This window comes from Stenotrophomonas sp. NY11291, from assembly GCF_023277365.1.
GTDB classification, from domain to species: Bacteria; Pseudomonadota; Gammaproteobacteria; order Xanthomonadales; family Xanthomonadaceae; genus Stenotrophomonas; species Stenotrophomonas geniculata.
In genome coordinates this window covers 771,981-793,369 of record NZ_CP096975.1, presented here as the reverse complement: position 1 = coordinate 793,369, position 21,389 = coordinate 771,981, and the positions used below count along the sequence as shown (strand labels likewise).

At 68.1% G+C, this 21,389-nt stretch carries 22 protein-coding genes and 1 pseudogene; 13 read left to right on the top strand and 10 right to left on the bottom strand.

All coding sequences use genetic code 11. From position 1 onward, the window contains the following. The first annotated feature begins 27 nt into the window (after positions 1-27). Genes M1L61_RS03535 through M1L61_RS03525 form a run of 3 tightly spaced genes read left to right on the top strand, consistent with a single transcriptional unit; the run spans position 28 to position 2,084 of the window. Positions 28-588 (top strand): nucleoside deaminase, encoded by a 561-nt coding sequence (locus M1L61_RS03535; RefSeq protein WP_005415358.1) that lies wholly within the window; start codon positions 28-30, stop codon positions 586-588. After that, a complete protein-coding gene (gene rlmM, locus M1L61_RS03530; RefSeq protein WP_248854337.1) occupies positions 572-1,639 on the top strand; it encodes a 23S rRNA (cytidine(2498)-2'-O)-methyltransferase RlmM in 1,068 nt (355 codons plus the stop codon). The genes M1L61_RS03535 and rlmM overlap by 17 nt, the downstream gene beginning before the upstream one ends. 49 nt (positions 1,640-1,688) lie before the next feature. After that, complete coding sequence (locus M1L61_RS03525; RefSeq protein ID WP_248854336.1) at positions 1,689-2,084, top strand: EF-hand domain-containing protein; 396 nt, start codon at positions 1,689-1,691, stop codon at positions 2,082-2,084. A gap of 179 nt (positions 2,085-2,263) precedes the next feature. Here the strand turns inward: M1L61_RS03525 and M1L61_RS03520 are convergent, their stop codons facing one another. Beyond that, complete coding sequence (locus M1L61_RS03520) at positions 2,264-3,445, bottom strand: UbiH/UbiF family hydroxylase (protein ID WP_217015168.1); 1,182 nt, start codon at positions 3,443-3,445, stop codon at positions 2,264-2,266. Further along, positions 3,442-4,650, bottom strand: coding sequence for a 2-octaprenyl-6-methoxyphenyl hydroxylase (gene ubiH, locus M1L61_RS03515; protein ID WP_043398102.1), 1,209 nt, complete (start codon positions 4,648-4,650; stop codon positions 3,442-3,444). Before ubiH ends, M1L61_RS03520 begins: the two co-directional genes overlap by 4 nt. A gap of 106 nt (positions 4,651-4,756) precedes the next feature. Between ubiH and M1L61_RS03510 the strand changes: the two genes are divergently transcribed. The 10 genes and pseudogenes from M1L61_RS03510 to M1L61_RS03465 all read left to right on the top strand — a co-directional run bounded on the left by M1L61_RS03510 (position 4,757) and on the right by M1L61_RS03465 (position 14,655). After that, the gene (locus tag M1L61_RS03510; protein WP_019338105.1) at positions 4,757-5,341 is read left to right on the top strand and encodes a hypothetical protein; all 585 of its coding nucleotides are present in this window, start codon (positions 4,757-4,759) and stop codon (positions 5,339-5,341) included. Positions 5,342-5,349: 8 nt separating this feature from the next. Next, positions 5,350-5,904 carry a cob(I)yrinic acid a,c-diamide adenosyltransferase gene (locus M1L61_RS03505; RefSeq protein ID WP_049411657.1) on the top strand — a complete coding sequence of 185 codons (555 nt, stop codon included), beginning with the start codon at positions 5,350-5,352 and terminating at the stop codon, positions 5,902-5,904. Between the two features lie 9 nt (positions 5,905-5,913). After that, the gene (locus M1L61_RS03500) at positions 5,914-6,852 is read left to right on the top strand and encodes a histone deacetylase family protein (protein ID WP_019338104.1); all 939 of its coding nucleotides are present in this window, start codon (positions 5,914-5,916) and stop codon (positions 6,850-6,852) included. A gap of 89 nt (positions 6,853-6,941) precedes the next feature. After that, the gene (gene lptD / locus M1L61_RS03495) at positions 6,942-9,443 is read left to right on the top strand and encodes an LPS-assembly protein LptD (RefSeq protein ID WP_248854335.1); all 2,502 of its coding nucleotides are present in this window, start codon (positions 6,942-6,944) and stop codon (positions 9,441-9,443) included. After that, positions 9,440-10,771, top strand: a pseudogene (locus M1L61_RS03490) (peptidylprolyl isomerase); the annotation flags it as partial. The gene lptD and the pseudogene M1L61_RS03490, both read left to right, overlap by 4 nt. A gap of 18 nt (positions 10,772-10,789) precedes the next feature. Further along, on the top strand, positions 10,790-11,770 hold the full coding sequence (gene pdxA, locus M1L61_RS03485) for a 4-hydroxythreonine-4-phosphate dehydrogenase PdxA (RefSeq protein WP_248854333.1): 981 nt from the start codon (positions 10,790-10,792) through the stop codon (positions 11,768-11,770). Further along, positions 11,767-12,570, top strand: coding sequence for a 16S rRNA (adenine(1518)-N(6)/adenine(1519)-N(6))-dimethyltransferase RsmA (rsmA, locus tag M1L61_RS03480; protein ID WP_005408139.1), 804 nt, complete (start codon positions 11,767-11,769; stop codon positions 12,568-12,570). The genes pdxA and rsmA overlap by 4 nt, the downstream gene beginning before the upstream one ends. A 13-nt stretch (positions 12,571-12,583) precedes the next feature. Next, positions 12,584-12,967 carry a Co2+/Mg2+ efflux protein ApaG gene (gene apaG, locus M1L61_RS03475; RefSeq protein WP_005412297.1) on the top strand — a complete coding sequence of 128 codons (384 nt, stop codon included), beginning with the start codon at positions 12,584-12,586 and terminating at the stop codon, positions 12,965-12,967. A gap of 15 nt (positions 12,968-12,982) precedes the next feature. Beyond that, positions 12,983-14,011, top strand: a complete 1,029-nt coding sequence (locus M1L61_RS03470) for a symmetrical bis(5'-nucleosyl)-tetraphosphatase (RefSeq protein WP_248854332.1) — start codon at positions 12,983-12,985, stop codon at positions 14,009-14,011. After that, positions 14,008-14,655, top strand: coding sequence for a DUF1287 domain-containing protein (locus tag M1L61_RS03465; protein WP_248854331.1), 648 nt, complete (start codon positions 14,008-14,010; stop codon positions 14,653-14,655). Before M1L61_RS03470 ends, M1L61_RS03465 begins: the two co-directional genes overlap by 4 nt. A 101-nt stretch (positions 14,656-14,756) precedes the next feature. On the opposite strand, the gene M1L61_RS03460 is transcribed toward M1L61_RS03465, so the two are convergent. The 8 genes from M1L61_RS03460 to M1L61_RS03425 form a co-directional block, all read right to left on the bottom strand. After that, the gene (locus M1L61_RS03460) at positions 14,757-15,248 is read right to left on the bottom strand and encodes a dihydrofolate reductase (protein WP_248854330.1); all 492 of its coding nucleotides are present in this window, start codon (positions 15,246-15,248) and stop codon (positions 14,757-14,759) included. 13 nt (positions 15,249-15,261) lie between these two features. Continuing rightward, the gene (locus tag M1L61_RS03455) at positions 15,262-15,825 is read right to left on the bottom strand and encodes a hypothetical protein (protein WP_241900419.1); all 564 of its coding nucleotides are present in this window, start codon (positions 15,823-15,825) and stop codon (positions 15,262-15,264) included. After that, entirely contained in the window at positions 15,822-16,616 is a 795-nt protein-coding gene (locus tag M1L61_RS03450; RefSeq protein ID WP_012479193.1) for a thymidylate synthase, read from the bottom strand. The genes M1L61_RS03455 and M1L61_RS03450 overlap by 4 nt, the downstream gene beginning before the upstream one ends. Further along, on the bottom strand, positions 16,613-17,500 hold the full coding sequence (lgt, locus tag M1L61_RS03445; protein ID WP_109815236.1) for a prolipoprotein diacylglyceryl transferase: 888 nt from the start codon (positions 17,498-17,500) through the stop codon (positions 16,613-16,615). The genes M1L61_RS03450 and lgt overlap by 4 nt, the downstream gene beginning before the upstream one ends. 51 nt (positions 17,501-17,551) lie before the next feature. Further along, on the bottom strand, positions 17,552-18,046 hold the full coding sequence (locus M1L61_RS03440) for a TPM domain-containing protein (RefSeq protein WP_043398070.1): 495 nt from the start codon (positions 18,044-18,046) through the stop codon (positions 17,552-17,554). Continuing rightward, positions 18,046-18,927: a TPM domain-containing protein gene (locus M1L61_RS03435; RefSeq protein WP_143994787.1), complete on the bottom strand. Its 882-nt coding sequence runs from the start codon at positions 18,925-18,927 to the stop codon at positions 18,046-18,048. Before M1L61_RS03435 ends, M1L61_RS03440 begins: the two co-directional genes overlap by 1 nt. Positions 18,928-18,930: 3 nt before the next feature. Further along, complete coding sequence (locus tag M1L61_RS03430) at positions 18,931-19,551, bottom strand: LemA family protein (protein ID WP_248854329.1); 621 nt, start codon at positions 19,549-19,551, stop codon at positions 18,931-18,933. Positions 19,552-20,118: 567 nt separating this feature from the next. Then, complete coding sequence (locus tag M1L61_RS03425; protein WP_248854328.1) at positions 20,119-21,279, bottom strand: MFS transporter; 1,161 nt, start codon at positions 21,277-21,279, stop codon at positions 20,119-20,121. Positions 21,280-21,389 lie beyond the last annotated feature (110 nt).

Here is a 21,389-nt window from a genome sequence, read left to right as displayed (position 1 = left end):
TCCCATCCCACACGAGGCACCCCCGCGATGCTGTACGCGCAAGTCCACCTGACCCTTCCCGCCTGGATCCACGACCAGATCGACCTGGATCGTCGATATCCGGGCGATGAGGCCAAGGTCGCGCTGGCGATCGAGCTGTCGCGGCTGAACGTCGAGCACGCCAGCGGCGGCCCGTTCGGTGCCGTGGTGTTCGGCCCGGATGACAAGGTCATCGCCGCTGGCGTGAACCGGGTGATGCCGCACGCGACCTCGCTGGCGCACGCCGAGAACATGGCCTACATGCTGGCCCAGCAGCGCCTGCAGACCCCGCGCCTGAACGCAGTGCTGTCACCGGTCACCCTGGCCACCAGCTCGCAGCCGTGCTGCCAGTGCTATGGCGCCACCGTCTGGGCCGGCATCGACCGGCTACTGATCGGTGCCAGTGCGGCCGACGTCGAGGAACTGACGCCATTCGACGAAGGCCCGCTGCCGGCCGACTGGGTGGGCGAACTCAACAAGCGCGGCATCGAAGTGGTGCAGGGCCTGAACCGCGACGCCGCGCGCAGCGTGCTGCGCGCCTATGGGGAAAGCGATGGCGCCCGTTACTGAAACCGGCATCGGCCTGCTGTGCCTGTGCCGGCAGGGCTTCGAGCCCGAACTGGCCGGCGAGCTGCAGTTCCGCGCCGGTGAAGCCGGTTTCGCCGGTTATGCGCGCACCCAGCGCAATGATGGCTACGTGCTTTTCATGTGCGACGAAGCTGCGGCGCTGGCACCGCGCCTGCGCTGGCGCGAGCTGATCTTCGCGCGGCAGAAGCTGCTGGTACTGGCCGAGTTGCCGCAGCTGGACCCGGCCGACCGCATCACCCCGATGCTGGAGGTTCTGGCCGATGCACCGCGCTTCGGCGACCTGTGGGTGGAACACCCGGACTCCGATGCCGGCAAGCCGCTGTCCGGCCTGGCCCGCGCCTTCGGCAACGCGCTGCGCCCGGCGCTGCGCAAGGCCGGCAAGCTGACCGACAAGCCGAACAATCGCCTGCCGCGCCTGCACGTGGTGTTCGTCGACGGCACTCACGCCTTCGTCTGCGTGGCCGACACGGCCGACAGCGCGCCGTGGGCCTTGGGCATTCCGCGCCTGAAGCTGCTGCCCGAAGCGCCCTCGCGTTCGGCGCTGAAGCTGGACGAAGCATTGCTGACCCTGCTGACGCCGGAAGAACGCGAGGCGCTGGCCAGGCCCGGAATGCGTGCGGCCGACCTTGGCGCCGCCCCCGGCGGCTGGACCTGGGTGCTGACCCGCCAGCACATGCACGTGCTGAGCATCGACAACGGCCCGCTGCGCCAGCACGTGCTGGACACCGGACTGGTCGAGCACCTGCGCGCCGATGGTTTCCACTGGCATCCCGAGCAACCGCTGGACTGGATGGTCTGCGACATGGTCGAGCAGCCGCGCCGCGTGGCCGAGCGCATGGCCACCTGGTTCCGCGAAGGCTGGTGCCGGCACGCGATCTTCAACCTGAAGCTGCCGATGAAGAAGCGCTGGGACGAGACCCGGCTGTGCCTGGACCTGTTCCAGGACCACGCCGGCAAGCCGCTGGTGGTACGCGCCAAGCAGCTGTATCACGATCGGGAAGAAATCACGGTGCTGGCCTCGCCGCTGCGCTGAACCCATTGCATCCGCCGGGCATGGCCCGGCGCTACCGGGGAACGGAACCATGCGCTACCACTCGCTCACCCTGCTGATCACCTTGCTGGCCGCCGCACCGGCCATGGCCCAGCAACTGCCGCACACCCCGGCGCAGAGCCAGCCGCTGGGCCCCACCGGCGGCGCGATCCGCCAGCAGCCGCTGGATGCGGGCCGGGTCAGCGGCAGCGTCGAGATTGCACAGCCGGCCGGCGAGGCACAGGTGACGGTGCGTTCGCTGGAGCCCAGCAGCGTGGTCGGCCAGTACCGCATCCACTTCGCCACGCTGGATGTGAACGGCGATGGTTTCATCAGCCGCGAGGAAGCGCAGGCGAATCCGGCACTGGCCGATGAGTTCAATGCGTTGGACGTGAAGCGTCGCGGCAAGCTGGATCGTGCCGACCTGGCCGGTTGGCTGGTCGACTGAAAAAAGGGGACGGAGGGGATTAAGTCGTTTGTGGCACAAACGACTTAATCCCCTCCGTCCCCTTTTTTTGTTCACCGATGCCGGAAGCGTGCCAACCAAGGTTGGCACCTACCAGAGCGGCGTCCCGTGGTTGGTAACGCGCCAGCGATGCCCGCAGCGTCGTGCGGCATGTATTCCGCTTACACCCCAGCGGCGCGCTTCCAGAACGCCTGCACCAGCGGCGGCCATTTGCCGACACAGCCCAGCGCGCGACCACGGGCCAGGGTCAGGTGCATTTCGTCGTTGGAGAACAGGCGGTTGATCGCATCGAAGCTGTAAGCGGCGATGTGGTTGTCGCTGCGCCGTTCGCGTGCCCAGCGCTGCAGTCGCTGCGGCGACAGCCGCGGCTGGCCCCGACGCTCGGCGGACGGCGCCAGCCACTGCTGCAGGGCGGCGACATCGCGCAGCCCCAGGTTCACGCCCTGCCCGGCCAGCGGATGCACCACATGTGCGGCATCGCCCAGCGCCAGCACGCGGCCGGCCACATAGTGACGGGCCAGCTGACGGCGCAGCGGGAACGCCGCACGCGGCGAGGCCAGCCGCAGTTCGCCCAGGCGTGCAGCGAAGGCGCGGGTCAGTTCCCGGTTGAACGCATCTTCGTCCAGCGCCAGCACGCGTGCTGCCTCGTCTTCAGGCAGGGTCCATACGATCGAGCTGCGGCGCTCGGCCACCGGCAGCAACGCCAGCGGGCCGCTCGGCAGGAAGCGCTGCCAGGCGGTGGCCTGGTTCGGCAGTTCACTGTCGACATAGGCCACCACGCCACGCTGGTGGTAGTCGTGCTTTTCAACCTCGATCCCGGCCAGCTGGCGCAGGGTCGACTCGGCACCGTCGGCGGCCACCGCCAACGCCGCTTCCAGGCGGCGACCGTCATCCAGGCGCAGGCGCACGCCGTCCTCGTCCTGCTCCAGTGCTTCCACCCGTGCCGGGCAGTGCAGCTGCACGCCCGCCGCCGGCAGCGCCGCCCACAGGCGGTCCTGCAGCAGGCCGTTCTCGACGATGTAGCCCAGTTCGCGCCGGCCGAAACGATCGGCGTCGAACAGCAGATCCTCGCCACCGGCCGCGTCCCACACCTGCATGCGCCGGTAGGGCCAGGCGCGGGCCTGCGCGATCGCCGGCCACACGCCCAGGCGGTTCAACAGCTGCACGTTGTCGGCGGCAAAGGCGAACACGCGCAGGTCAGGCTGTGCGGCCTGCCACGACGCCGGTTCACGGCCTTCCACCAGCGCAACCGACAGGCCGGCATCGGCCAGCGCCAGCGCACACGCGGCACCGACCACGCCACCACCGACGATGGCCACATCAAGACGCGTGCGCCGGCTCATGCGGCTTCTCCACGGCACAGGCGCGGCACGTCGCCACGGAAGCCCATCGCGCCACCGACCAGCATCGACTGCACCGACGCGCGTTGCGCGGCCACCAGGCCGAGGCTGCGCAGCGGCCGCATCAGCGGCGCCGGGTTGCTGGTCAGGCGCGCCAGGCCGCCGGAGAACGCCACCGTCTGCCGGCGGTCTTCCTCGCGGCGCGCGACGTAGGCCTGCAGCAGTGCATCACTGCCGGCATCCTCATGCGCATCCTCCAGCAGCTCGGCCAGGGTCAGCGCATCGCGCAGGCCCAGGTTGAAGCCCTGTGCACCCAGCGGATGAATGGTCTGCGCGGCATTGCCCAGCAGTACCGTGCGTTCACTGGCCAGCGCGCGCGCCAGTACCTGGATGAGCGGATAAGCACTGCGTGGACCGGATTCGAGCAGGCGGCCGGCACGCCAGCCGATCGCGTTCTGCAGGCGTTGCAGCCACGCCGCATCGTCCAGCGCCATCACCGCATCGGCGTGGTCGCGCGCTACGCCATGCACAGTGCCGAAGTGACGATCGCCACGCGGCAGCAGGGCAGTCGGGCCGGTATCGGTGAACCGCTCCCAGGCCGTGCCGTCCGGCGCGCGCTGGCTGCGCACGCGGGCCACGAACAGGGTCTGCTGGAAATCATGGCGGTCGACCTCGATGCCCAGCGCGCCACGCACGCCGCTGGTGGTGCCATCGGCCCCCACCACCAGACGTGCCAGCAGCACGCGTTCACCCGCCTCGTCAGCCACCCGCACCTGGCGGTAGCCGTCCACCACCTCGCCCAGTCCCAGGAACCGCATCGGCCGGTAACGGCGCAGGCGCGGCAGCTCCTGAAGCCGCGCTTCCAGCGCCTGGCCGAAATCGCGCGCGACCACCACCTGGCCGAACCACGGCCGGTCGTAATCGGCCGCTTCGAGCTGCACACGGCCGAAATCGCCGGCACGACTGACATGGATGCGCCGGATCGGGCCCGGTGCCATCGCCAGCTTCTGCATCACCCCCAGCGCGGTCAGCGCATTGACGGTGGCAGCGGCGAAACTGAGATTGCGCTGGTCGAACACCGCAGGCAGCTCGCCGGCCGGGCTGGCCTCGAGCAGGCCCACGTCGCGGCCCAGGCGGTCCAGGGCAATGGCCAGGCTGGCACCGACCAGGCCACCACCGACGATCAGCACGTCATGTCGTTCACTCATGTGTTCATGATACGCGCTCGTCCCGACTGTACGCCGAACGGGCGGCACCTGCGCCAACCTGCGCGGCGGGCTAGAATGAAACCTGAATCCGCTCCGGGCCCCCGCCATGTCCGATACCGCCAACCGCGCCTTCGTCCTGTCCGTACTCGTACTGCTGCTGGCGGCGACCCGGGTCAACCACTTCGCGGCCATTCCGGATGCCTCCTGGGCCGTGTTCTTCATCGGTGGCTTCTACCTGGCCCGCTGGACGCGCTGGGCGTTCCCGCTGCTGATGGTGTTCGCCGTACTGGTCGACTGGATCGTGATCCGCAGCAGCGGCCTGGATTTCTGGCAGCACTACTGCGTGTCGCCGGGCTACTGGCTGCTGCTGCCGGCCTACTTCTCTTTGTGGGCCGGCGGCATGCTGCTGGGCCGCAACTACCAGAGCGCGCGCTGGCCGGTACTGGCCAAGGGCGCACTGCTGCTGGTCGCCTCGGTGGCGGTCTGCCACCTGCTGGCACAGGGCGGCTTCTACTGGTCCAGCCGCAACGTGGCCGAGCCGACCCTGGCCGGCTGGGCACAGAACTACGCGCAGTGGTTCGGGCCCTACCTGCGCACCACGGCGATCTATGTGGCCCTGGCCGCCGCCCTGCAGCTGGCCGTGGAGCAGGTGTTGAAGCTCCAGCAGGCCCGCCGCGACATCCGCCACTGAGCCGCGCCATGGGTCATCGCCTCTCGCGCATCTACACCCGCACCGGCGACGACGGCAGTACCGGCCTTGGCGACGGCCAGCGCGTGGCCAAGGATGACGCCCGCGTGGCGTCCTTCGGCACCGTCGACGAGGCCAACGCCGCGCTCGGCCTGCTGCTGGCCGCTCCCCTGCCCGAGGATGTGCGCGCGCTGGTGGTGCATCTGCAGCACCAGCTGTTCGACCTGGGCGCCGAACTGTGCATCCCCGGCCACGCTGCGATCCATGCCGCCGACGTTTCGGCGCTGGAACAGCAGCTGGACCATTACAACGCCGACCTGCCGATGCTGAAGGAATTCATCCTGCCAGCCGGCGGCGAAGCCGCCGCGCGCTGCCATCTGGCCCGCACCATCGTCCGCCGCGCCGAGCGCGAAACGGTCACCCTGGCCCGCCACGAAGCCGTGCGCAGCGAGGCGCTGCAGTACCTCAACCGGCTGTCGGACCTGCTGTTCGTGCTGGCCCGGGTGCTGGCCCGCGCCGATGGCGAGGGCGAAGCGCTGTGGCAACCGCAGCAGCGCCAGCGCTGAGTCGGCACGATGCTGGTCTATACCCACCCGTCCTGCCTGCTGCATGACCCCGGTCCCGGCCATCCCGAATGCCCGCAACGCCTGCAGCATGTGCTGGACGCGCTGCACGCGGCCTTCCCCGGCCAGCTGGACTGGCGCGAAGCGCCGCCGGCCAAGTTCGGCGAACTGACCCGGGTCCACGACAGCGCCCTGCTCGACTTCGTGCTGCAGCCGCAGACCGCGCCGTTGCGCCAGCTGGACATGGACACCTGGACCTCGCCCGGCTCGGCCAGCGCCGCCGTGCACGCCGCCGGTGCCGGTGTGGCCGCAGTCGATGCGGTGATGCTGGGCGAGGACCCGCTGGCCTTCTGCGCGGTGCGCCCGCCGGGCCACCACGCCACCAGCAGCACGGCGATGGGCTTCTGCCTGTTGAACAACATCGCCATAGCCGCCGCCTATGCCCGCGACCGCCATGGCCTGGAGCGGATCGCGGTGGTCGATTTCGACGTGCACCACGGCAATGGCACCCAGGACATCTTCCAGCACGATGCCCGGGTCTCGTACTACAGCACCCACCAGGCCGGGCTGTTTCCCAATTCCGGCCTGCGCCGCGACCGCGGTGCCGGCAATCTGATGAACATCCTGCTGCCGCCGGGCAGCGGCGGCTTCCGCTTCCGCAACGTCTGGGCCGACGAGATGCTGCCGGCCATCGACGACTTCCGCCCGCAGCTGCTGCTGATCTCGGCCGGCTTCGACGCCCACCTGCGTGATCCGCAGGCGGACCTGATGCTGGAGACCGACGATTTCGCCTGGATCACCCGTGAACTGCACGCGCTGGCACGCCGTCACGCGGCCGGCCGGGTGGTCTCGATGCTGGAGGGAGGCTACGACCTGCAGGCCCTGGCCGAATGCAGCGTGGCCCATGTCCAGGCCCTGATCACCCCCTCTGCGGGTGGCTCCGCCGGATGAACCCGAACCGGCAGGCTTTGGCGCCCTTCATTGCCCCTATGCAAGGGATGGGGCAAGCTACCGTCCGTTTTCGCCCGAATCCGAACCGCGTGCGCCGAGCCCTCCGCCTGCTTCCCCTGCCTCTGAGCATCGCCATCAGCCTGCCGGCGATGGCCGATGATAAGCCGCTCAACTGGGGCCTGTGCCCGGCCACCGACGTCATTCCCGCGTTCACCGACGCCCCCACCCCGGTCCCGGCCCAGGACAAGGCTGCCGCCGCGGCCGCCCGCGAGAACCAGCCGACCGACATCGAAGGTGACCAGCTGCTGGGCACCACCACCGTGCCGCAGTACGAGGGCAACGTGGCGCTGCGCCGGGGTGACCAGTTCGTCGGCACCGACAAGCTCAGCTTCGACACCGAGACCGGCAACTACATCGCCGACGGCAATGTCCGCTACCAGGACGGGTCGATCCGGATGGTCGCCAAGCGTGCCGAAGGCAACCAGGAAAGCGACACCCACAAGATCTCCGACATCAAGTACCAGCTGGTGTCACGCCGGGGCAACGGCGATGCCGAGTCGGTCGACCTGCAGGGCGCGGTCGGCCAGATGCACCGCTCCACCTACACCACCTGCGACCCGTCGCAGCCGGTATGGAAGCTGTCAGCGCCGCAGATCGAAGTGGACAACGACGAAGGCTTCGGCACGGCGCGCAACGCGGTGCTGCGCATCGGCAAGGTGCCGGTGCTGTGGGCGCCGTACTTCAAGTTCCCGATCGATGACCGCCGCAAGACCGGCCTGCTGTTCCCGCAGCTGGGCATGTCCGGCCGCAACGGTTTCGACTACGCGCAGCCGATCTACTTCAATCTGGCGCCGAACTACGATGACACCCTGACCCCGCGCTACATGAGCCGGCGCGGCCTGCTGCTCGACAACGAGTTCCGCTACCTCTACAACGGCGGCCGTGGCGAGGTACTGACCAGCTACATGCCCAACGACAAGCTGCGCGACCGCGACCGCGGCCGGGTGATGTTCGACGGCTACCACAACGTGAACAGCCACTGGCAGGCCCGCGCCAACCTGGCCTGGGTGAGCGACGAGCGCTATGTCGAGGACTTCGCCAACCGCCTGGTGGGCGTGACCGCCTCCAACCTGCAGAGCACCATCGGCCTGTACGGCACCGGCCAGAACTGGACGGCCGGCATCATGGCCGACCGCTGGCAGCTGACCGACTACACCCTCGACGAGCGCGCCCTGCCCTACAACCGCGAGCCACGCCTGTTCTTGAACTGGAACAAGCCGGTGCTGCCGTGGCTGGAAACCGGCATCTACACCGAAGCGGTGCGCTTCACCCACGACGACGTCAACTTCAAGTACGGACCGGACCGGGGCACGGATCTGCAGTACACGCGGAACGGCATCCAGCAGACATCCGGTATTGGCATCAGCGGTGGCTCGCGCCTGGACGTGAAGCCGTACGTGTCGTTCCCGATCAGTGGCGCGGCCTGGTACATCACCCCGACCCTGGCCTACCGCTATACGGCCTACCAGCTGGACCGCGGCCTGGTCGACGGCGTCAACGGCATCCAGGCCCAGATCCTGCGCTCGCAGGGCATCGACCCGGCCACGGCCACCCCGGAACAACTGCGCGGCAATACCTCGCCCAGCCGCAGCCTGCCGATCGGCAGCCTTGATGCCGGCCTGTTCTTCGATCGCGAGACGTCGATCGGTGGCAAGTCATTCCTGCAGACCCTGGAGCCGCGCCTGTTCTACCTGCGCACGCCCTATCGCAACCAGGACGAGCTGCCGATCTTCGACACCCGTGACTTCACCTTCAGCTGGGGCCAGCTGTTCCGCGACTCGCGCTATACCGGCGCCGACCGCCAGAACGATGCCAACCAGCTGACCCTGGCACTGGGCACCCGCTTCATCGACCAGACCACCGGCAAGGAACGCTTCTCGGCCGCGATCGGCCAGATCCAGTACTTCGACGAATCGCGGGTCAGCACCACGCCGGGCGGCGCACCGGTGGAGAAGGGCAAGTCGGCCTGGATCGCCGACGGCAACTACATGATCAACGACCGCTGGACCCTGGGCGCCACCTACCAGTGGGACCCGAAGTACAAGCGCGAGGATCTGGCCAGCGTCCGCGCCCGCTATCTGATGCCCAACGATGGCGTGATCAACCTCAGCTACCGCTACCGCATCAACGCCGGCGCCCCGGCGACCGCCAACAAGCATGACCGGACCCTGCTGGAGCAGGCCGACCTGTCGTTCCTGTACCCGCTGAATGCGCGCTGGAGCCTGGTGGGCCGGTATTACTACTCGCTGCAGGACAAGGAACCGCTGGAGATCATCGCCGGCGTGCAGTGGGACAGCTGCTGCCTGGCGGTCCGTGCGGTGGCCCGCCGCTACGTGCGCAACCGCGAAGGCGACATGAACAACTCCTTCCAGCTGGAGTTCGTGCTCAAGGGCCTCAGCTCCATCGGCCAGGACACGGACCGTACGCTGCGCCGTGCTATCCTCGGCTACAACCGCGACGACCTCTATCTCGTGCCGCCCAGCAACACCGGGGCGACCCGGGATGACTACGATCCGAATCAGATCCCATGACCAAGCGCTTCCCCGTTCTTCTCGCCTCCCTGCTGGCGGTGTCCAGCGTGTCCGCCCCCCTGCAGGTGCTCGCGCAGGAGGCGCAGCCGTTGGACCGCATCGCCGCCGTCGTCGACGAGGACGTGATCCTGCAGAGCGAGCTCCAGCGTGCGATCGCCAACATCAAGGCGCAGTACGCCGGCCGTGAAAACCAGCTGCCGCCGGAAGACGTGCTCAGCCGCCAGGTGCTCGAGCGCCTGGTGCTGGTCAAGCTGCAGGTGGCCCGCGCCCAGGGCAGCGGCATCCGCGTCAGCGACCAGGAGCTGAACCAGGCGATGAATGCCATCGCCCAGCAGAACGGCTCGGACCTGGATGCACTGCGCCAGCGCCTGGCCCACGACGGCATCGATTTCAACGATTTCCGTGCTTCGGTGCGCGATGAAATCACCGTGCAGCGCCTGCGCCAGAGCTTCGCGCAGAGCCGCATCAGCGTCAGCGAGGGTGAAGTGGACGCCGCGCTGAAGCAGCAGGCCACGGTGGGCAACCAGTACCACCTGGCGCACATCCTGATCGCCCTGCCCGACGGCTCCAACGCCGACCAGATCGCCACCGGCCAGAAGAAGGCCGAGGGCGTGAAGGCCCTGCTGGACAAGGGTGAGCTGGACTTCAACGCGGCCGCCGTGCGTTATTCGGACAGCCCGAACGCGCTGGAAGGCGGCGATCTGGGCTGGCGCAGCCTGGATGAAATCCCGCAGGCCTTCGCCCAGCTGATGGAAAAGATGAAGCCCGGCGAAGTGGTCGGCCCGATCCGCGGCCCCAGCGGCTTCCAGCTGCTGAAGCTGGTGGAAGTGCGTGATGCCAGCGCCGCCAGCGGTGGTGAGCACACGGTCACCGAGTACCACGGCCGCCACATCCTGGTGCGCGTGGACGATCACCAGAGCGACGCTGCCGCCAAGGCCAAGATCGATACCCTGCGGGCCCGCATCGCCGGCGGCGCGGATTTCGAAACCGTGGCCAAGGAATCCTCCGAGGACAACAACAGCAAGGGCCAGGGCGGCGATCTGGGCTGGTTCCCGGTCGACGCGTTCGGTCCGGCGTTCGGCCAGCAGGTGGCCGGCATCCAGGATGGCGGCGTCAGCCAGCCGTTCCGCACCGATGCCGGTTGGCACATTGTGCAGCGCGTAGCCACCCGCCAGACCGACGTAACCAACGACAACCAGCGTGCCCAGGTCCGCGAGACCATCGGCCGCCGCAAGCTGGAAGACGAGTACAACCGCTTCCTGCAGGAACTGCGTGGCGAAGCCTACGTCAGCTTCCGCAGCGGCGACCGCGCGGAAAACACCGCCACGCCGCCGCAGTCCTGACCGATGCGTCCCGAGCTCGCTCTGGTACCGGGCGAGCCCGCCGGGATCGGCCCGGAGCTGTGTGTCCGCCTCGTCCAGCAGCCGCGTGAAGATTGCCGGCTGCTGGCCTTCGCCGACCCGGATACCCTGCGCGCGGCCGCCGCCGCGCTGAACCTGCCGCTGCAGCTGCTGCCCGAGGACGCCGAAGCACGCGTCCCCGGCGATCTGCGTGTGCGCGTTGTGGCCAATACCGTGCCCAGCCACTTCGGCCAGGCCAACCCAGCCAATGCCGGCGCCGTCATCGGCGCCCTGCTCGGTGCTGGCCAGGCCTGCCTGTCCGGCGAACTGCACGGCGTGGTCACCGGCCCGGTGCACAAGGCGGTCATCAACGAAGGCGGCATCGCCTACAGTGGGACCACCAAACTGCTGGCCGACCAGGCCGGGGTGAAGGTGGTGATGATGCTGGCCAACCACATCGTCCGCGTGGCCCTGGCCACTACCCACCTGCCACTGCGCGAGGTGGCCGACGCGATCACCGCGCCCCGCCTGGAACACACCCTGCGCACCGTGCATGCCGCCCTGCGTCGCGAGTTCGGCCTGCCTGCGCCGCGCATCGCCGTGCTCGGCCTGAATCCGCACGCCGGCGAAGACGGCCATCTGGGTCGTGAGGAGCTGGACCTGATCATCCCGCTGCTGCAGCGCCTGCGCGCCGAGGGCATGGACCTGATCGGGCCGCTGCCGGCCGATACCGCCTTCCTGCCGGCCAAGCTGGCGGGCTTCGACACCGTGCTGGCGATGTACCACGACCAGGGCCTGCCGGTGCTGAAGTATTCGGGCTTCGAGCAGGCGGTGAACCTGACCCTGGGCCTGCCCTACCCGCGCGTGGCGGTGGACCATGGCACGGCACTGGATATGGCCGGGCGCGGCATTGCCGATCCTTCCAGCCTGCAGGCGGCAACGACGTTGTGTGCGCAGCTTGCGCGGCAACGTACACTGAGCGCATGAATTCCCCGCATTCCCCCTCCGGCCCGGTGTTCACCGCCCCGGCCAAGAAGCAGCTTGGCCAGCATTTCCTGGCCGACCGCCACTACATCGACAAGATCGTGATGGCGGTCAACCCGAAAGACGGTGACCGCCTGGTCGAGATCGGTCCCGGCCAGGGCGCGATCACCCTGCCGCTGCTGCGCGTGCATCCGAAACTGACGGTGATCGAGTTCGACCGCGACCTGATCGCGCCGCTGACCGCCGCCGCCGAGCCGCTGGGCGAGCTGACCATCGTCCACCGCGACGTGCTGCGCGTGGACTTCACCGAGCTGGCTGCCGGCCAGCCGATCCGCCTGGTCGGCAACCTGCCCTACAACATCTCCTCGCCGATCCTGTTCCATGCACTGGAACATGCCGCGGTGATCCGCGACATGCACTTCATGCTGCAGAAGGAAGTGGTCGACCGCATGGCCGCCGGCCCCGGCAGCAAGGTGTACGGCCGGCTCAGCGTGATGCTGCAGGCCTACTGCCAGGTGACCTCGCTGTTCGTGGTGCCGCCGGGCGCGTTCCGGCCGCCGCCGAAGGTCGATTCGGCCGTGGTGCGGCTGGTGCCGCGTGACCCGGCCACAATCAACATCAACGACCACAAGCGTTTCGCCGAGGTGGTCAAGGCCGCCTTCGGGCAGCGCCGCAAGACCCTGCGCAACGCCCTGAACAACGTGGTGTCCGCCGAACAGTTCGTTGCCGCCGGCGTGCGTCCCGATGCCCGCGCCGAACAGCTGGACGTGGCCGAATTCATCGCCTTGGCCAATGCCTCCTGATTACACTGCCGGTATGGAAGACGCTGACGTTTATGCCATCTCCGTCGAAGTCGCACCGCGCTTCCTCGACGATCAATCCGCGCCGGAAGACGGGCGCTATGCGTTCGCCTACACGATCCGCATCCACAACCAGGGACGTGTTGCCGCGCGCCTGGTCGCACGCCACTGGCGCATCACCGATGCCAACGGTCGCGTCGAGCATGTCGACGGCGACGGGGTGATCGGCGAGCAGCCGCGCCTGCGTCCCGGTGAAGACTTCCATTACACGTCCGGTGTCATGCTGGGGACCGATCACGGGACCATGCAGGGCCACTACGACATGGTCGCCGACGACGGCACCGAATTTGCCGCGCCGGTCGCACCTTTCGTGCTGGCCATCCCGCGTACCCTGCACTGACACGGAGGCCGAACGATGAGTGTGTGGGCGATCGGCGACCTGCAGGGCTGCTATGACGTCACCCAGCGACTGCTGGAAAAGATCCGTTTCGACCCGGCGCAGGACACCCTGTGGTTCTGCGGCGACCTGGTGAACCGGGGTGGCCAGTCGCTGGAAACGCTGCGGCTGGTGCATTCGCTGCGCGAGCACAGCGTGGTGGTGCTGGGCAACCATGACCTTTCGCTGCTGGCCGTCGGTGCCCGCACCGAAGAGGAACAGCGCAAGGTCAACCCGGACCTGCTGCGCATCGTGCAGGCCGAGGACCGCGACGAACTGCTGGACTGGCTGCGCCTGCAGAAGCTGGTGCACGTGGACCGCGAACTGGGCTGGATGATGGTGCACGCCGGCCTGGCGCCGAAGTGGACCACGCAGATGGCCGAGAAGCATGCGGCTGAAGTCGAGGCACAGTTGCACGGCGCCGGCTACCGCAAGTTGTTCCGCAACATGTACGGCGACAAGCCGAGCTGGGCCCCCAACCTGTCCGGCTACGACCGCTCGCGCGCGATCATCAACGTGCTCACCCGCATGCGCTACTGCACCCCGCGCGGACGCATCGGCATCGAGGACAAGGGCACGCCGGGCACGCAGGAACAGGGGCTGTATCCCTGGTTCGAAGTGCCGGGCCGGGTCGAGCGCGACCTGAAGGTGGTCTGCGGCCACTGGTCGGCGCTGGGCCTGACCATCACCCAGGGCGTGCACGCCATCGACACCGGCGCGGTGTGGGGCGGCAAGCTCACCGCGATCCAGCTCGATACCGATGAACTGCGCGTGGTGCAGGTGCCAGGCCGCGATGTACCCGCCCCCGTGCCCAACGCCCGCCCGCCCGCGCGCCCGGCGCACGAGCGCCCGGCTGCGTCGGCGCAGGGCAAGGAACAGGGCGGCGGTAACGCTCCGGCCGCCACCCCGGGCAATCGCGGGCCGCGCCGTCGTCGCCGTCGAGGCGGCGGTGGGGGTGGTGGTGGCTCCAGCGGTCCCAACAACAACGGCGCAGCGCCGCAGGCATGACGCGACGCGGCTGGGCACCATGGACGGTGCTGCTGCTGACGCTGGCCAGCGTCAGCGGCTGCCAGCCCGGTCCGTCCCGCGCCCCCGACGCTGCCGCCGACGCCGGTCACGCGTCGGCACCCCTACAGGCGCCTTCGCCGCCACTGGTAGCCGCAGCGCGCGCGCAGATCGGCGTCACCACCCGTTACGATCCCGCCTACCAGGTCCTGGCCTATCCCGGCGGCGACGTCCCGCTCGATCGCGGCGTGTGCACCGACGTGGTGGTGCGTGCGCTGCGCAGCCTGGGCCTGGACCTGCAGGCCCGCGTGCATGAAGACATGCGCGGGAATTTCAGCGCCTATCCGGCGATCTGGGGCCTGACACGGCCGGATCGCAACATCGATCATCGTCGCGTACCGAACCTGATGCGCTGGTTCGAACGGCAGGGCTGGCAGCAACCGATCACGGCCGCCGCCGCCGACTACGTGGCCGGCGACATCGTCGCCTGGAAGCTCAACGGCAACGGCCTGCTGCACGTGGGCATCGTCTCCGACCGCAAGCTGGCCAACGGCACGCCGCTGGTACTGCACAACATCGCGCGCGGCACACGCGAAGAGAATCTGCTGTTCCAGCACGCCATCATCGGGCATTACCGGATGCCCTGAACATTGCAACGGCCGGTTCTGTAGAGCCGAGCCATGCTCGGCTCCCTGATGTGTCCGCCGACAGCAGTCGAGCATGGCTCGACTCTACAAATGCGTTGCGATCAGCGGCGCACGTAGTGCACGAACCGGAACGCATACGCGTGGCGCGCATCGGCCGGATGCAGTTCGTTGCTCACATCCTGCCACACCGCGGCGTCCACCTCGGGGAAGTGGGTGTCGGCGGGGACTTCGGCATCCACCCAGGTCAGGTACAGGTCACTGGCCTGGTCCAGCAGCTGGTGGAAGATCTCGCCGCCGCCGATGATGCACAGCTCGCTGGCGCCCTCGCGTTCGGCAATCGTCTTCGCCTCATCCAGCGACGCTACCGCGCGCATGCCCTCGAACGGCACCTGCCCGCTGCGGGTCAGCACCAGGTTGGTCCGCCCCGGCAGCACGCGGCCGATCGACTCGGCCGTCTTGCGCCCCATCAGGATCGGCTTGCCCAGGGTGAGCGCCTTGAAGTGCTTGAAATCATCTGGCAGGTGCCAGGGCATGGCATTGCCCTGGCCGATGCCACGGTTGCGATCCAGCGCCACGATCATCGACAGCTTCATTGCTACCACCTCCTCAGCTGGCGTCGATCTGGAGGCGTTCGCAGGCAGCGTTGGCGGCACTGGCAGCCTGCAGCGCCGCTGCCAGCTCGGGGCTGGATGTGGACTGCTCATCCAGGCCATCGAGGATCTTCTGCTTCTGCGCCTCTTCGATATCCTTCAGGCCCGGTCCTGACAGGATGTCTGCCGACAACGCAGCAGTGTCGGTGCTGGCACGACGTGCCAGAAATGCCTGCAACTGGTCACTTGAATAGACGGTGGCAAGCTGCTGCTCGAGCACGCGCTGATAGGCCGGATCCTCGACACCCGCCTTCAGGTGCTCGGTCATCGCCGTGTACATGCCGGTTACCGCCTCACGCATCTGCGCCCGGCAGCCTTCCGGCACATCCTGGGGCATCATCGTGCTGCCGTTGAACGCCCCAGCGAACGCCTGCACTTCCTCGCGCATGTGTTTGTGCACGATCTGCTCATTGACCTGCCGGGCCAACGACAGCGCATCGGCCGGTCCGGCCTGCACCATGGCCAGCGGCAGCATGCCGCCCAGCGCCAGCAGGCCCCCGGAAATCAATCGGGAACTCATACCGCTACCGGCGCCTTGATCGCCGGGTGCGGATCGTAGCCGTCGATGCGGATGTCGTCGAACTGGAAGCCGAACAGGTCGGTCACCTCCGGGTTCAACCACAGCTTCGGCAGCGCGCGCGGTTCACGCGACAGCTGCTCGCGCGCCTGCTCGAAGTGGTTCGAATACAGGTGCGCATCGCCCAGCGTATGCACGAAATCACCCACGCCCAGGCCGGTGGCCTGCGCCACCATGTGGGTCAGCAGCGCGTAGCTGGCGATGTTGAACGGCACGCCGAGGAAGATGTCGCCGCTGCGCTGGTAGAGCTGGCAGCTGAGCTTGCCGTCCACCACATAGAACTGGAACAGGTTGTGGCACGGCATCAGCGCCATCTGCGATAGCTCGCCTACGTTCCAGGCGCTGACCACCAGCCGACGCGAATCGGGGTTGCGCTTGATCTCGTCCACCAGCCACTGCATCTGGTCGATCTCGCGACCATCGGCGGTGGCCCAGCTGCGCCACTGCTTGCCATAGACCGGGCCGAGGTCGCCGTTCTCGTCGGCCCACTCGTCCCAGATCCGCACCTGGTTGTCCTTCAGGTAGCCGATGTTGGTGTCGCCCTTCAGGAACCACAGCAGCTCATGGATGATCGAGCGCAGGTGCAGTTTCTTGGTGGTGACCAGCGGGAAGCCGTCGGCCAGGTTGAAACGCATCTGCCAGCCGAACACGCTGCGCGTACCGGTGCCGGTGCGGTCGCTCTTCTCGGCGCCGTGCTCGAGCACGTGCGAGAGCAGGTCCAGGTAAGCCTTCATGCCTTGCCCTCGGCAGCCACCGGCAGCTGCGGCTGCAGTACCGGCGCGCGGCGCGACATCACCAGCAGCACCAGGCCGAAGGCGATCAGCGGCAGGCTGAGGATCTGGCCGCGGGTCAGCCAGTCGAAGGCCACGTAGACACCGTTGTCGGGCATGCGCACGAACTCCACCGCGAAGCGGAACAGTCCGTACAGCAGCGCGAACAGGCCACCCACCAGGTAACGGTGGCGCGGCTTGGCCGACACGGCCCACAGCACCACGAACATCACCAGGCCTTCCAGGAACGCTTCATACAGCTGCGACGGATGACGCGCGAACTGGTTCAGCGCACCGGTCGCGAACTGCGTCTGCAGGGTCGCGTGGTCCAGCTGGTTCAGCGGCGCCGGCAGGCCGGACGGGAACACCACACCCCACGTGCCGTCGGTGTACTTGCCCCACAGCTCGGCGCCGATGAAGTTGCCGATGCGGCCGAAGCCCAGGCCCAGCGGCACCAGCGGCGCCATGAAATCCATGGTGTCGAAGAAGTGCAGCGCGTGCTTGCGCGACCACCACCAGCAGGCACCGAGTACGCCGAGCAGGCCGCCGTGGAAGCTCATGCCGCCATCCCAGACCTTGAACAGCAGCAGTGGGTTGTGCAGGAAATCGCCCAGCGCGTAGAACAGCATGTAGCCGATGCGTCCGCCCAGCACCACGCCGAGCATGGCGTAGAACAGCAGGTCGGAGAAGCCGTTGGCATCGACGCCCGGCAGGCGACCGGCGGCGATGCGCTTGCGGCCCAGCAGCCAGGCCGCGGTGAAGCCGAGCAGGTACATGATGCCGTACCAGTGCACCTTGATCGGCCCCAGCGAGAGGGCGATGGGGTCGATGTCGTGGAAATAGATCATGGAAGGTGCCTTGCGGTTGAACGCCTATTCTCGGGCCAGTGCCGCCCCGGCTCAACCAAGGAGCTGGGGCGAGTTCGGCAACGCGTCATCGTTCGACCGCGTCGAGGCCGGAAAGTGCCCTTCGATCAGGCTGGAGACCTCGTCGATGGCATCCTGCAGCGCTTCCACCGGATGGGAACCACGCAGGCCCTCGCGCAGGTGGGTGCAGACCCGCTGCCACTGCGCCGGGCTGACCCGGCCGTGCAGGCCACGGTCGGCGACGATCTCGATGGCGTGGTCAGCCAGCAGCAGGTAGATCAGCACGCCATTGTTGTGGGTGGTATCCCAGGTGCGCAGGCGGGCAAACGCATGCTCGGCGGCCTGGCGCGGGCTGACCCTGTGCCACAGCGCGGCCAGCGGAAGGTCCGCTTCCACCGCGAACATCACCTGCCCGCCGTGGCGCTGCTCACCGGCCGCGATGGCCTCGGTGATCGCCTGCAGGGTGGCCGGCGGGAACGCGCGCCGTACCGACGGCGAAAACACATGACGACACAGTCGTTGGATCATCACCAGCCCCCCGAAGCACCGCCACCACCGGAGCGGCCACCACCGCCTCCCCAGCCGCCGCCAAATCCTCCACCGCCACCGAAGCCGCCGCCCCCGCCCCAGCTGCCACCGCCCCAGCCACCGCCACCGGCAAAGCGGCCCGGGTGTCCTGAGAGCATGGCCACGATCAGGCCTACGATGCCCGCCAGGCCACTGGCCAGCAGCGTGGACGTGAACAGGAACGCCGCCAGGGCTGCACCGGCACCGCCGAGCACGCCACGCAGCGGACGCGGCACGCGCGAGAACACGCCGCGCAGGATGCTGCCGGCGAACACACCGATGAACAGCGCCAGGAACCAGGTATCACCGCCACCGCTGGGCTCACGCCCGCGATGGCCGCTGACCGGTGCCGGCAGCGTTTCGCCGTCGATCAACTTGACCAGCACCGCCGTGGCATCGGTGATGCCACCGGCGTAGTCGCCGCTGCGGAAGCGCGGCACCAGGTATTCCTGGATGACCCGGTTGGCGATGGCATCGGGAATCGCACCTTCCAGACCGTAGCCCGGCTCGATGCGCACGCGCCGGTCGTCCTTGGCCACTACCAGCAACACGCCGTCATCCACGCCCTTGCGGCCAATCTGCCACTGGTCGAAGACGCGCGTGGTGTACTGCGCGATGTCTTCCGGCTGGGTGGTGGGCACCACCAGCACCTGCAGCTGGCTGCCCTTGCGCTGCTGCAGTTCCATCGCCTGCTGCACCAGTGCCTGCTTCTGCGCGGCATCCAGCGTGCCGGTGGTATCGACCACCGGCGAATCCAGCGCAGGAACCGGCGCCAGCTGCTGCGCCTGCGAGGCCAGCGGCAGCCACAGCAGCAGGGCCAGCAGCGCAGTGGCAAGGCGCATGGGTCAGTGGCCCGGCTGCGGTGCCGGCTGCTGCTGCGGCGCGTTGCCGAAATCGACCGCCGGCGCGTTGGAGATCTGCGCTTCGTTTTCCACGGTGAAGTTCGGCTTGGTCTTGTAGCCGAAGATCTTGGCGGTGATCACCTGTGGGAACGAGCGGATGTAGGTGTTGTAGTCCTGCACCTGCTGGATGTAACGGCCGCGGGCGACGGTGACCCGGTTCTCGGTACCTTCCAGCTGCGCCTGCAGGTCGCGGAAGTTCTGGTCGGACTTCAGCTCCGGATAGTTCTCGGTCACCACCAGCAGCCGCGACAGGGCGCTGCCGAGTTCGCCCTGGGCCTGCTGGAACTGCTTGAGCGAGGCTTCGTCGTCGGCATTGACGTTGATCTGGCCGACACGCGAACGGGCATTGGTGACTTCGGTCAGCACGCGCTCTTCCTGGCTGGCGAAGCCCTTCACGGTCTGCACCAGGTTGGGCACCAGGTCGGCGCGGCGCTTGTACTGGTTGATGACCTCCGACCAGCTGGCCTTGACCGCTTCATCCTTCTGCTGGATGGCGTTGTAGCCGCAGCCGGACAGCAGGGAAGCCAGCAGCATCAGGGGCAGGACACGGGTGAACAGGCGCATGGCGGAGGTTCCGGGTGGACTGGGCACCGAGCATGCCATGGTTCGGGTGAAAGACCGGCCATCGGGCGCGGCCCCCTCCGCGGTGTGGCCCAGCCAGCTCGGGGATGGGCCGGGAGGGTGGGTCGGCTGGGGGCCGCTGCAAGTACGTCCATGTAAGCTCGGTCGCCGCATCCATGCGGCTCACGCCCCCAGCCGACCCACCCTCCCGGCCATGGACAGTTTTCTGCGCACCGCGGGAAGATCAAAAGAAAAGCCAAAGGCAAAAGCCGACCCTTCAGACATTCCTGGTGTCTGCCATCCACGCATGGCGTGGATCTACCGTGTCGACCAAGATCGACACCTACCAACAGCAGCGCAGAACGCATTCCGACAGATCGCGGAAGACTGTCGAAGGCGGGGTGGGTCCGGTGGCGGGGGTGTCCGCGGCATGGATGCCGCGGCCAAGCCCCCAGGGACGGGTTTACGGCGTCCCCCGCCACCGGACCCGCCCCGCCATCCCTCAGTAGCCCAGCTTTTGACGTTGCCTCTGCGGGTGCAGGGCGCAGCCCTGCCGGAATCCAACACCCCTCAGCAGGCTTCAGCCACCGCAGTGCGCGGACGCCCCAGCCATGCCAGCAGCAACCCCGTGGCCGCCAGCAGGCCACCGGCCACCGGGATCGCCGCGTAACCCAGCCCCGAACTGATCACCGCACCACCCAGCGCGGCGCCCACCGCATTGCCCAGGTTGAACGCACCGACGTTGATCGACGACGCCAGGCCCGGCGCCTCGCTGGCCGCCTGCATCACCCGGATCTGCAGCGGCGGCACGATGGCGAAGGTCGCCGCGCCGAACAGCAGCACGCCCAGCGCCGCAGTAGCATGGTGCATGAAGGCCAACGGCAGCAGGAACATCAGCACCGCCAAGCCGGCCAACAGGATGCGGGTGGCGCCATCCAGAGACCAGTCAGCCATGCGCCCGCCGATGCCGTTGCCGAAGGTGAAGCCGATACCGATCAGGGCCAGCGACATCGCGATGAAGGTATTGGAGGCGCCGGTCAACTCGGTCAGCACCGGCGCCACGTAGGTGTAGAGGGTGAACATCGCGCCCGCGCCGAGGACCGTGGTGCCCATCGCCAGCAACACCTGCGGCTGCAGGATCGCCCTCAGTTCGCGGCGCACGTCCGGGCGCGGACCCGGCGCAGACGCCGGCAGCGCGAAGCCCAGCGCGGTGATCGCGACCAGGCCCAGCACCGCCGTACCGGCGAAGGACAGGCGCCAGCCCAATTGCTGGCCCACCCAGGTGGCCAGCGGCACGCCGCCAATGTTGGCGATGGTCAGGCCCATGAACATGGTGGCCACGGCAGCAGCCTGCTTGTCCTTAGGCACAAGGCTGGCGGCGACCACCGCACCGATGCCGAAGAAGGCACCGTGATTGAGGCTGGTGACCAGACGCGACAGCAGCAGCAGGCCGTAGTTCGGGGCCAGTGCCGAGAGCAGGTTGCCAACCACGAAAATCGACATCAGCAGCATCAGCGCGGTGCGCTTGCCGAACCGTCCCATCAGCAGCGTCATCACCGGGGCCCCCAGCATCACGCCCACGGCGTAGGCGGTGATCAGCATGCCGGCGGTGGGAATGCCCACGCCCACGCCGTCGGCGATGACTGGCAACAGGCCCATCGGCGCAAACTCGGTGGTTCCGATGGCGAAGGCGCCGACGGCAAGCGCCAGCAAGGCGGCTCTGGAATTCATGGGAGGGTTTCCTGGGGGGCGGGAATCGGGAGTGCGTAGCCTGCGCGCTCTGCTGTTCCGGATTAAGCCTCGCCCTGGGAAAACACTGTTGATCCTGGTTCACAAGTGGA

Coding starts and splice junctions, on each gene's coding strand:
- M1L61_RS03535 (WP_005415358.1), top strand. CDS start 28: ATGCTGTACGCGCAAGTCCACCTGACCCTTCCCGCCTGGATCCACGAC.
- rlmM (WP_248854337.1), top strand. CDS start 572: ATGGCGCCCGTTACTGAAACCGGCATCGGCCTGCTGTGCCTGTGCCGG.
- M1L61_RS03525 (WP_248854336.1), top strand. CDS start 1,689: ATGCGCTACCACTCGCTCACCCTGCTGATCACCTTGCTGGCCGCCGCA.
- M1L61_RS03520 (WP_217015168.1), bottom strand. CDS start 3,445: ATGAGCCGGCGCACGCGTCTTGATGTGGCCATCGTCGGTGGTGGCGTG.
- ubiH (WP_043398102.1), bottom strand. CDS start 4,650: ATGAGTGAACGACATGACGTGCTGATCGTCGGTGGTGGCCTGGTCGGT.
- M1L61_RS03510 (WP_019338105.1), top strand. CDS start 4,757: ATGTCCGATACCGCCAACCGCGCCTTCGTCCTGTCCGTACTCGTACTG.
- M1L61_RS03505 (WP_049411657.1), top strand. CDS start 5,350: ATGGGTCATCGCCTCTCGCGCATCTACACCCGCACCGGCGACGACGGC.
- M1L61_RS03500 (WP_019338104.1), top strand. CDS start 5,914: ATGCTGGTCTATACCCACCCGTCCTGCCTGCTGCATGACCCCGGTCCC.
- pdxA (WP_248854333.1), top strand. CDS start 10,790: ATGCGTCCCGAGCTCGCTCTGGTACCGGGCGAGCCCGCCGGGATCGGC.
- rsmA (WP_005408139.1), top strand. CDS start 11,767: ATGAATTCCCCGCATTCCCCCTCCGGCCCGGTGTTCACCGCCCCGGCC.
- apaG (WP_005412297.1), top strand. CDS start 12,584: ATGGAAGACGCTGACGTTTATGCCATCTCCGTCGAAGTCGCACCGCGC.
- M1L61_RS03470 (WP_248854332.1), top strand. CDS start 12,983: ATGAGTGTGTGGGCGATCGGCGACCTGCAGGGCTGCTATGACGTCACC.
- M1L61_RS03465 (WP_248854331.1), top strand. CDS start 14,008: ATGACGCGACGCGGCTGGGCACCATGGACGGTGCTGCTGCTGACGCTG.
- M1L61_RS03460 (WP_248854330.1), bottom strand. CDS start 15,248: ATGAAGCTGTCGATGATCGTGGCGCTGGATCGCAACCGTGGCATCGGC.
- M1L61_RS03455 (WP_241900419.1), bottom strand. CDS start 15,825: ATGAGTTCCCGATTGATTTCCGGGGGCCTGCTGGCGCTGGGCGGCATG.
- M1L61_RS03450 (WP_012479193.1), bottom strand. CDS start 16,616: ATGAAGGCTTACCTGGACCTGCTCTCGCACGTGCTCGAGCACGGCGCC.
- lgt (WP_109815236.1), bottom strand. CDS start 17,500: ATGATCTATTTCCACGACATCGACCCCATCGCCCTCTCGCTGGGGCCG.
- M1L61_RS03440 (WP_043398070.1), bottom strand. CDS start 18,046: ATGATCCAACGACTGTGTCGTCATGTGTTTTCGCCGTCGGTACGGCGC.
- M1L61_RS03435 (WP_143994787.1), bottom strand. CDS start 18,927: ATGCGCCTTGCCACTGCGCTGCTGGCCCTGCTGCTGTGGCTGCCGCTG.
- M1L61_RS03430 (WP_248854329.1), bottom strand. CDS start 19,551: ATGCGCCTGTTCACCCGTGTCCTGCCCCTGATGCTGCTGGCTTCCCTG.
- M1L61_RS03425 (WP_248854328.1), bottom strand. CDS start 21,279: ATGAATTCCAGAGCCGCCTTGCTGGCGCTTGCCGTCGGCGCCTTCGCC.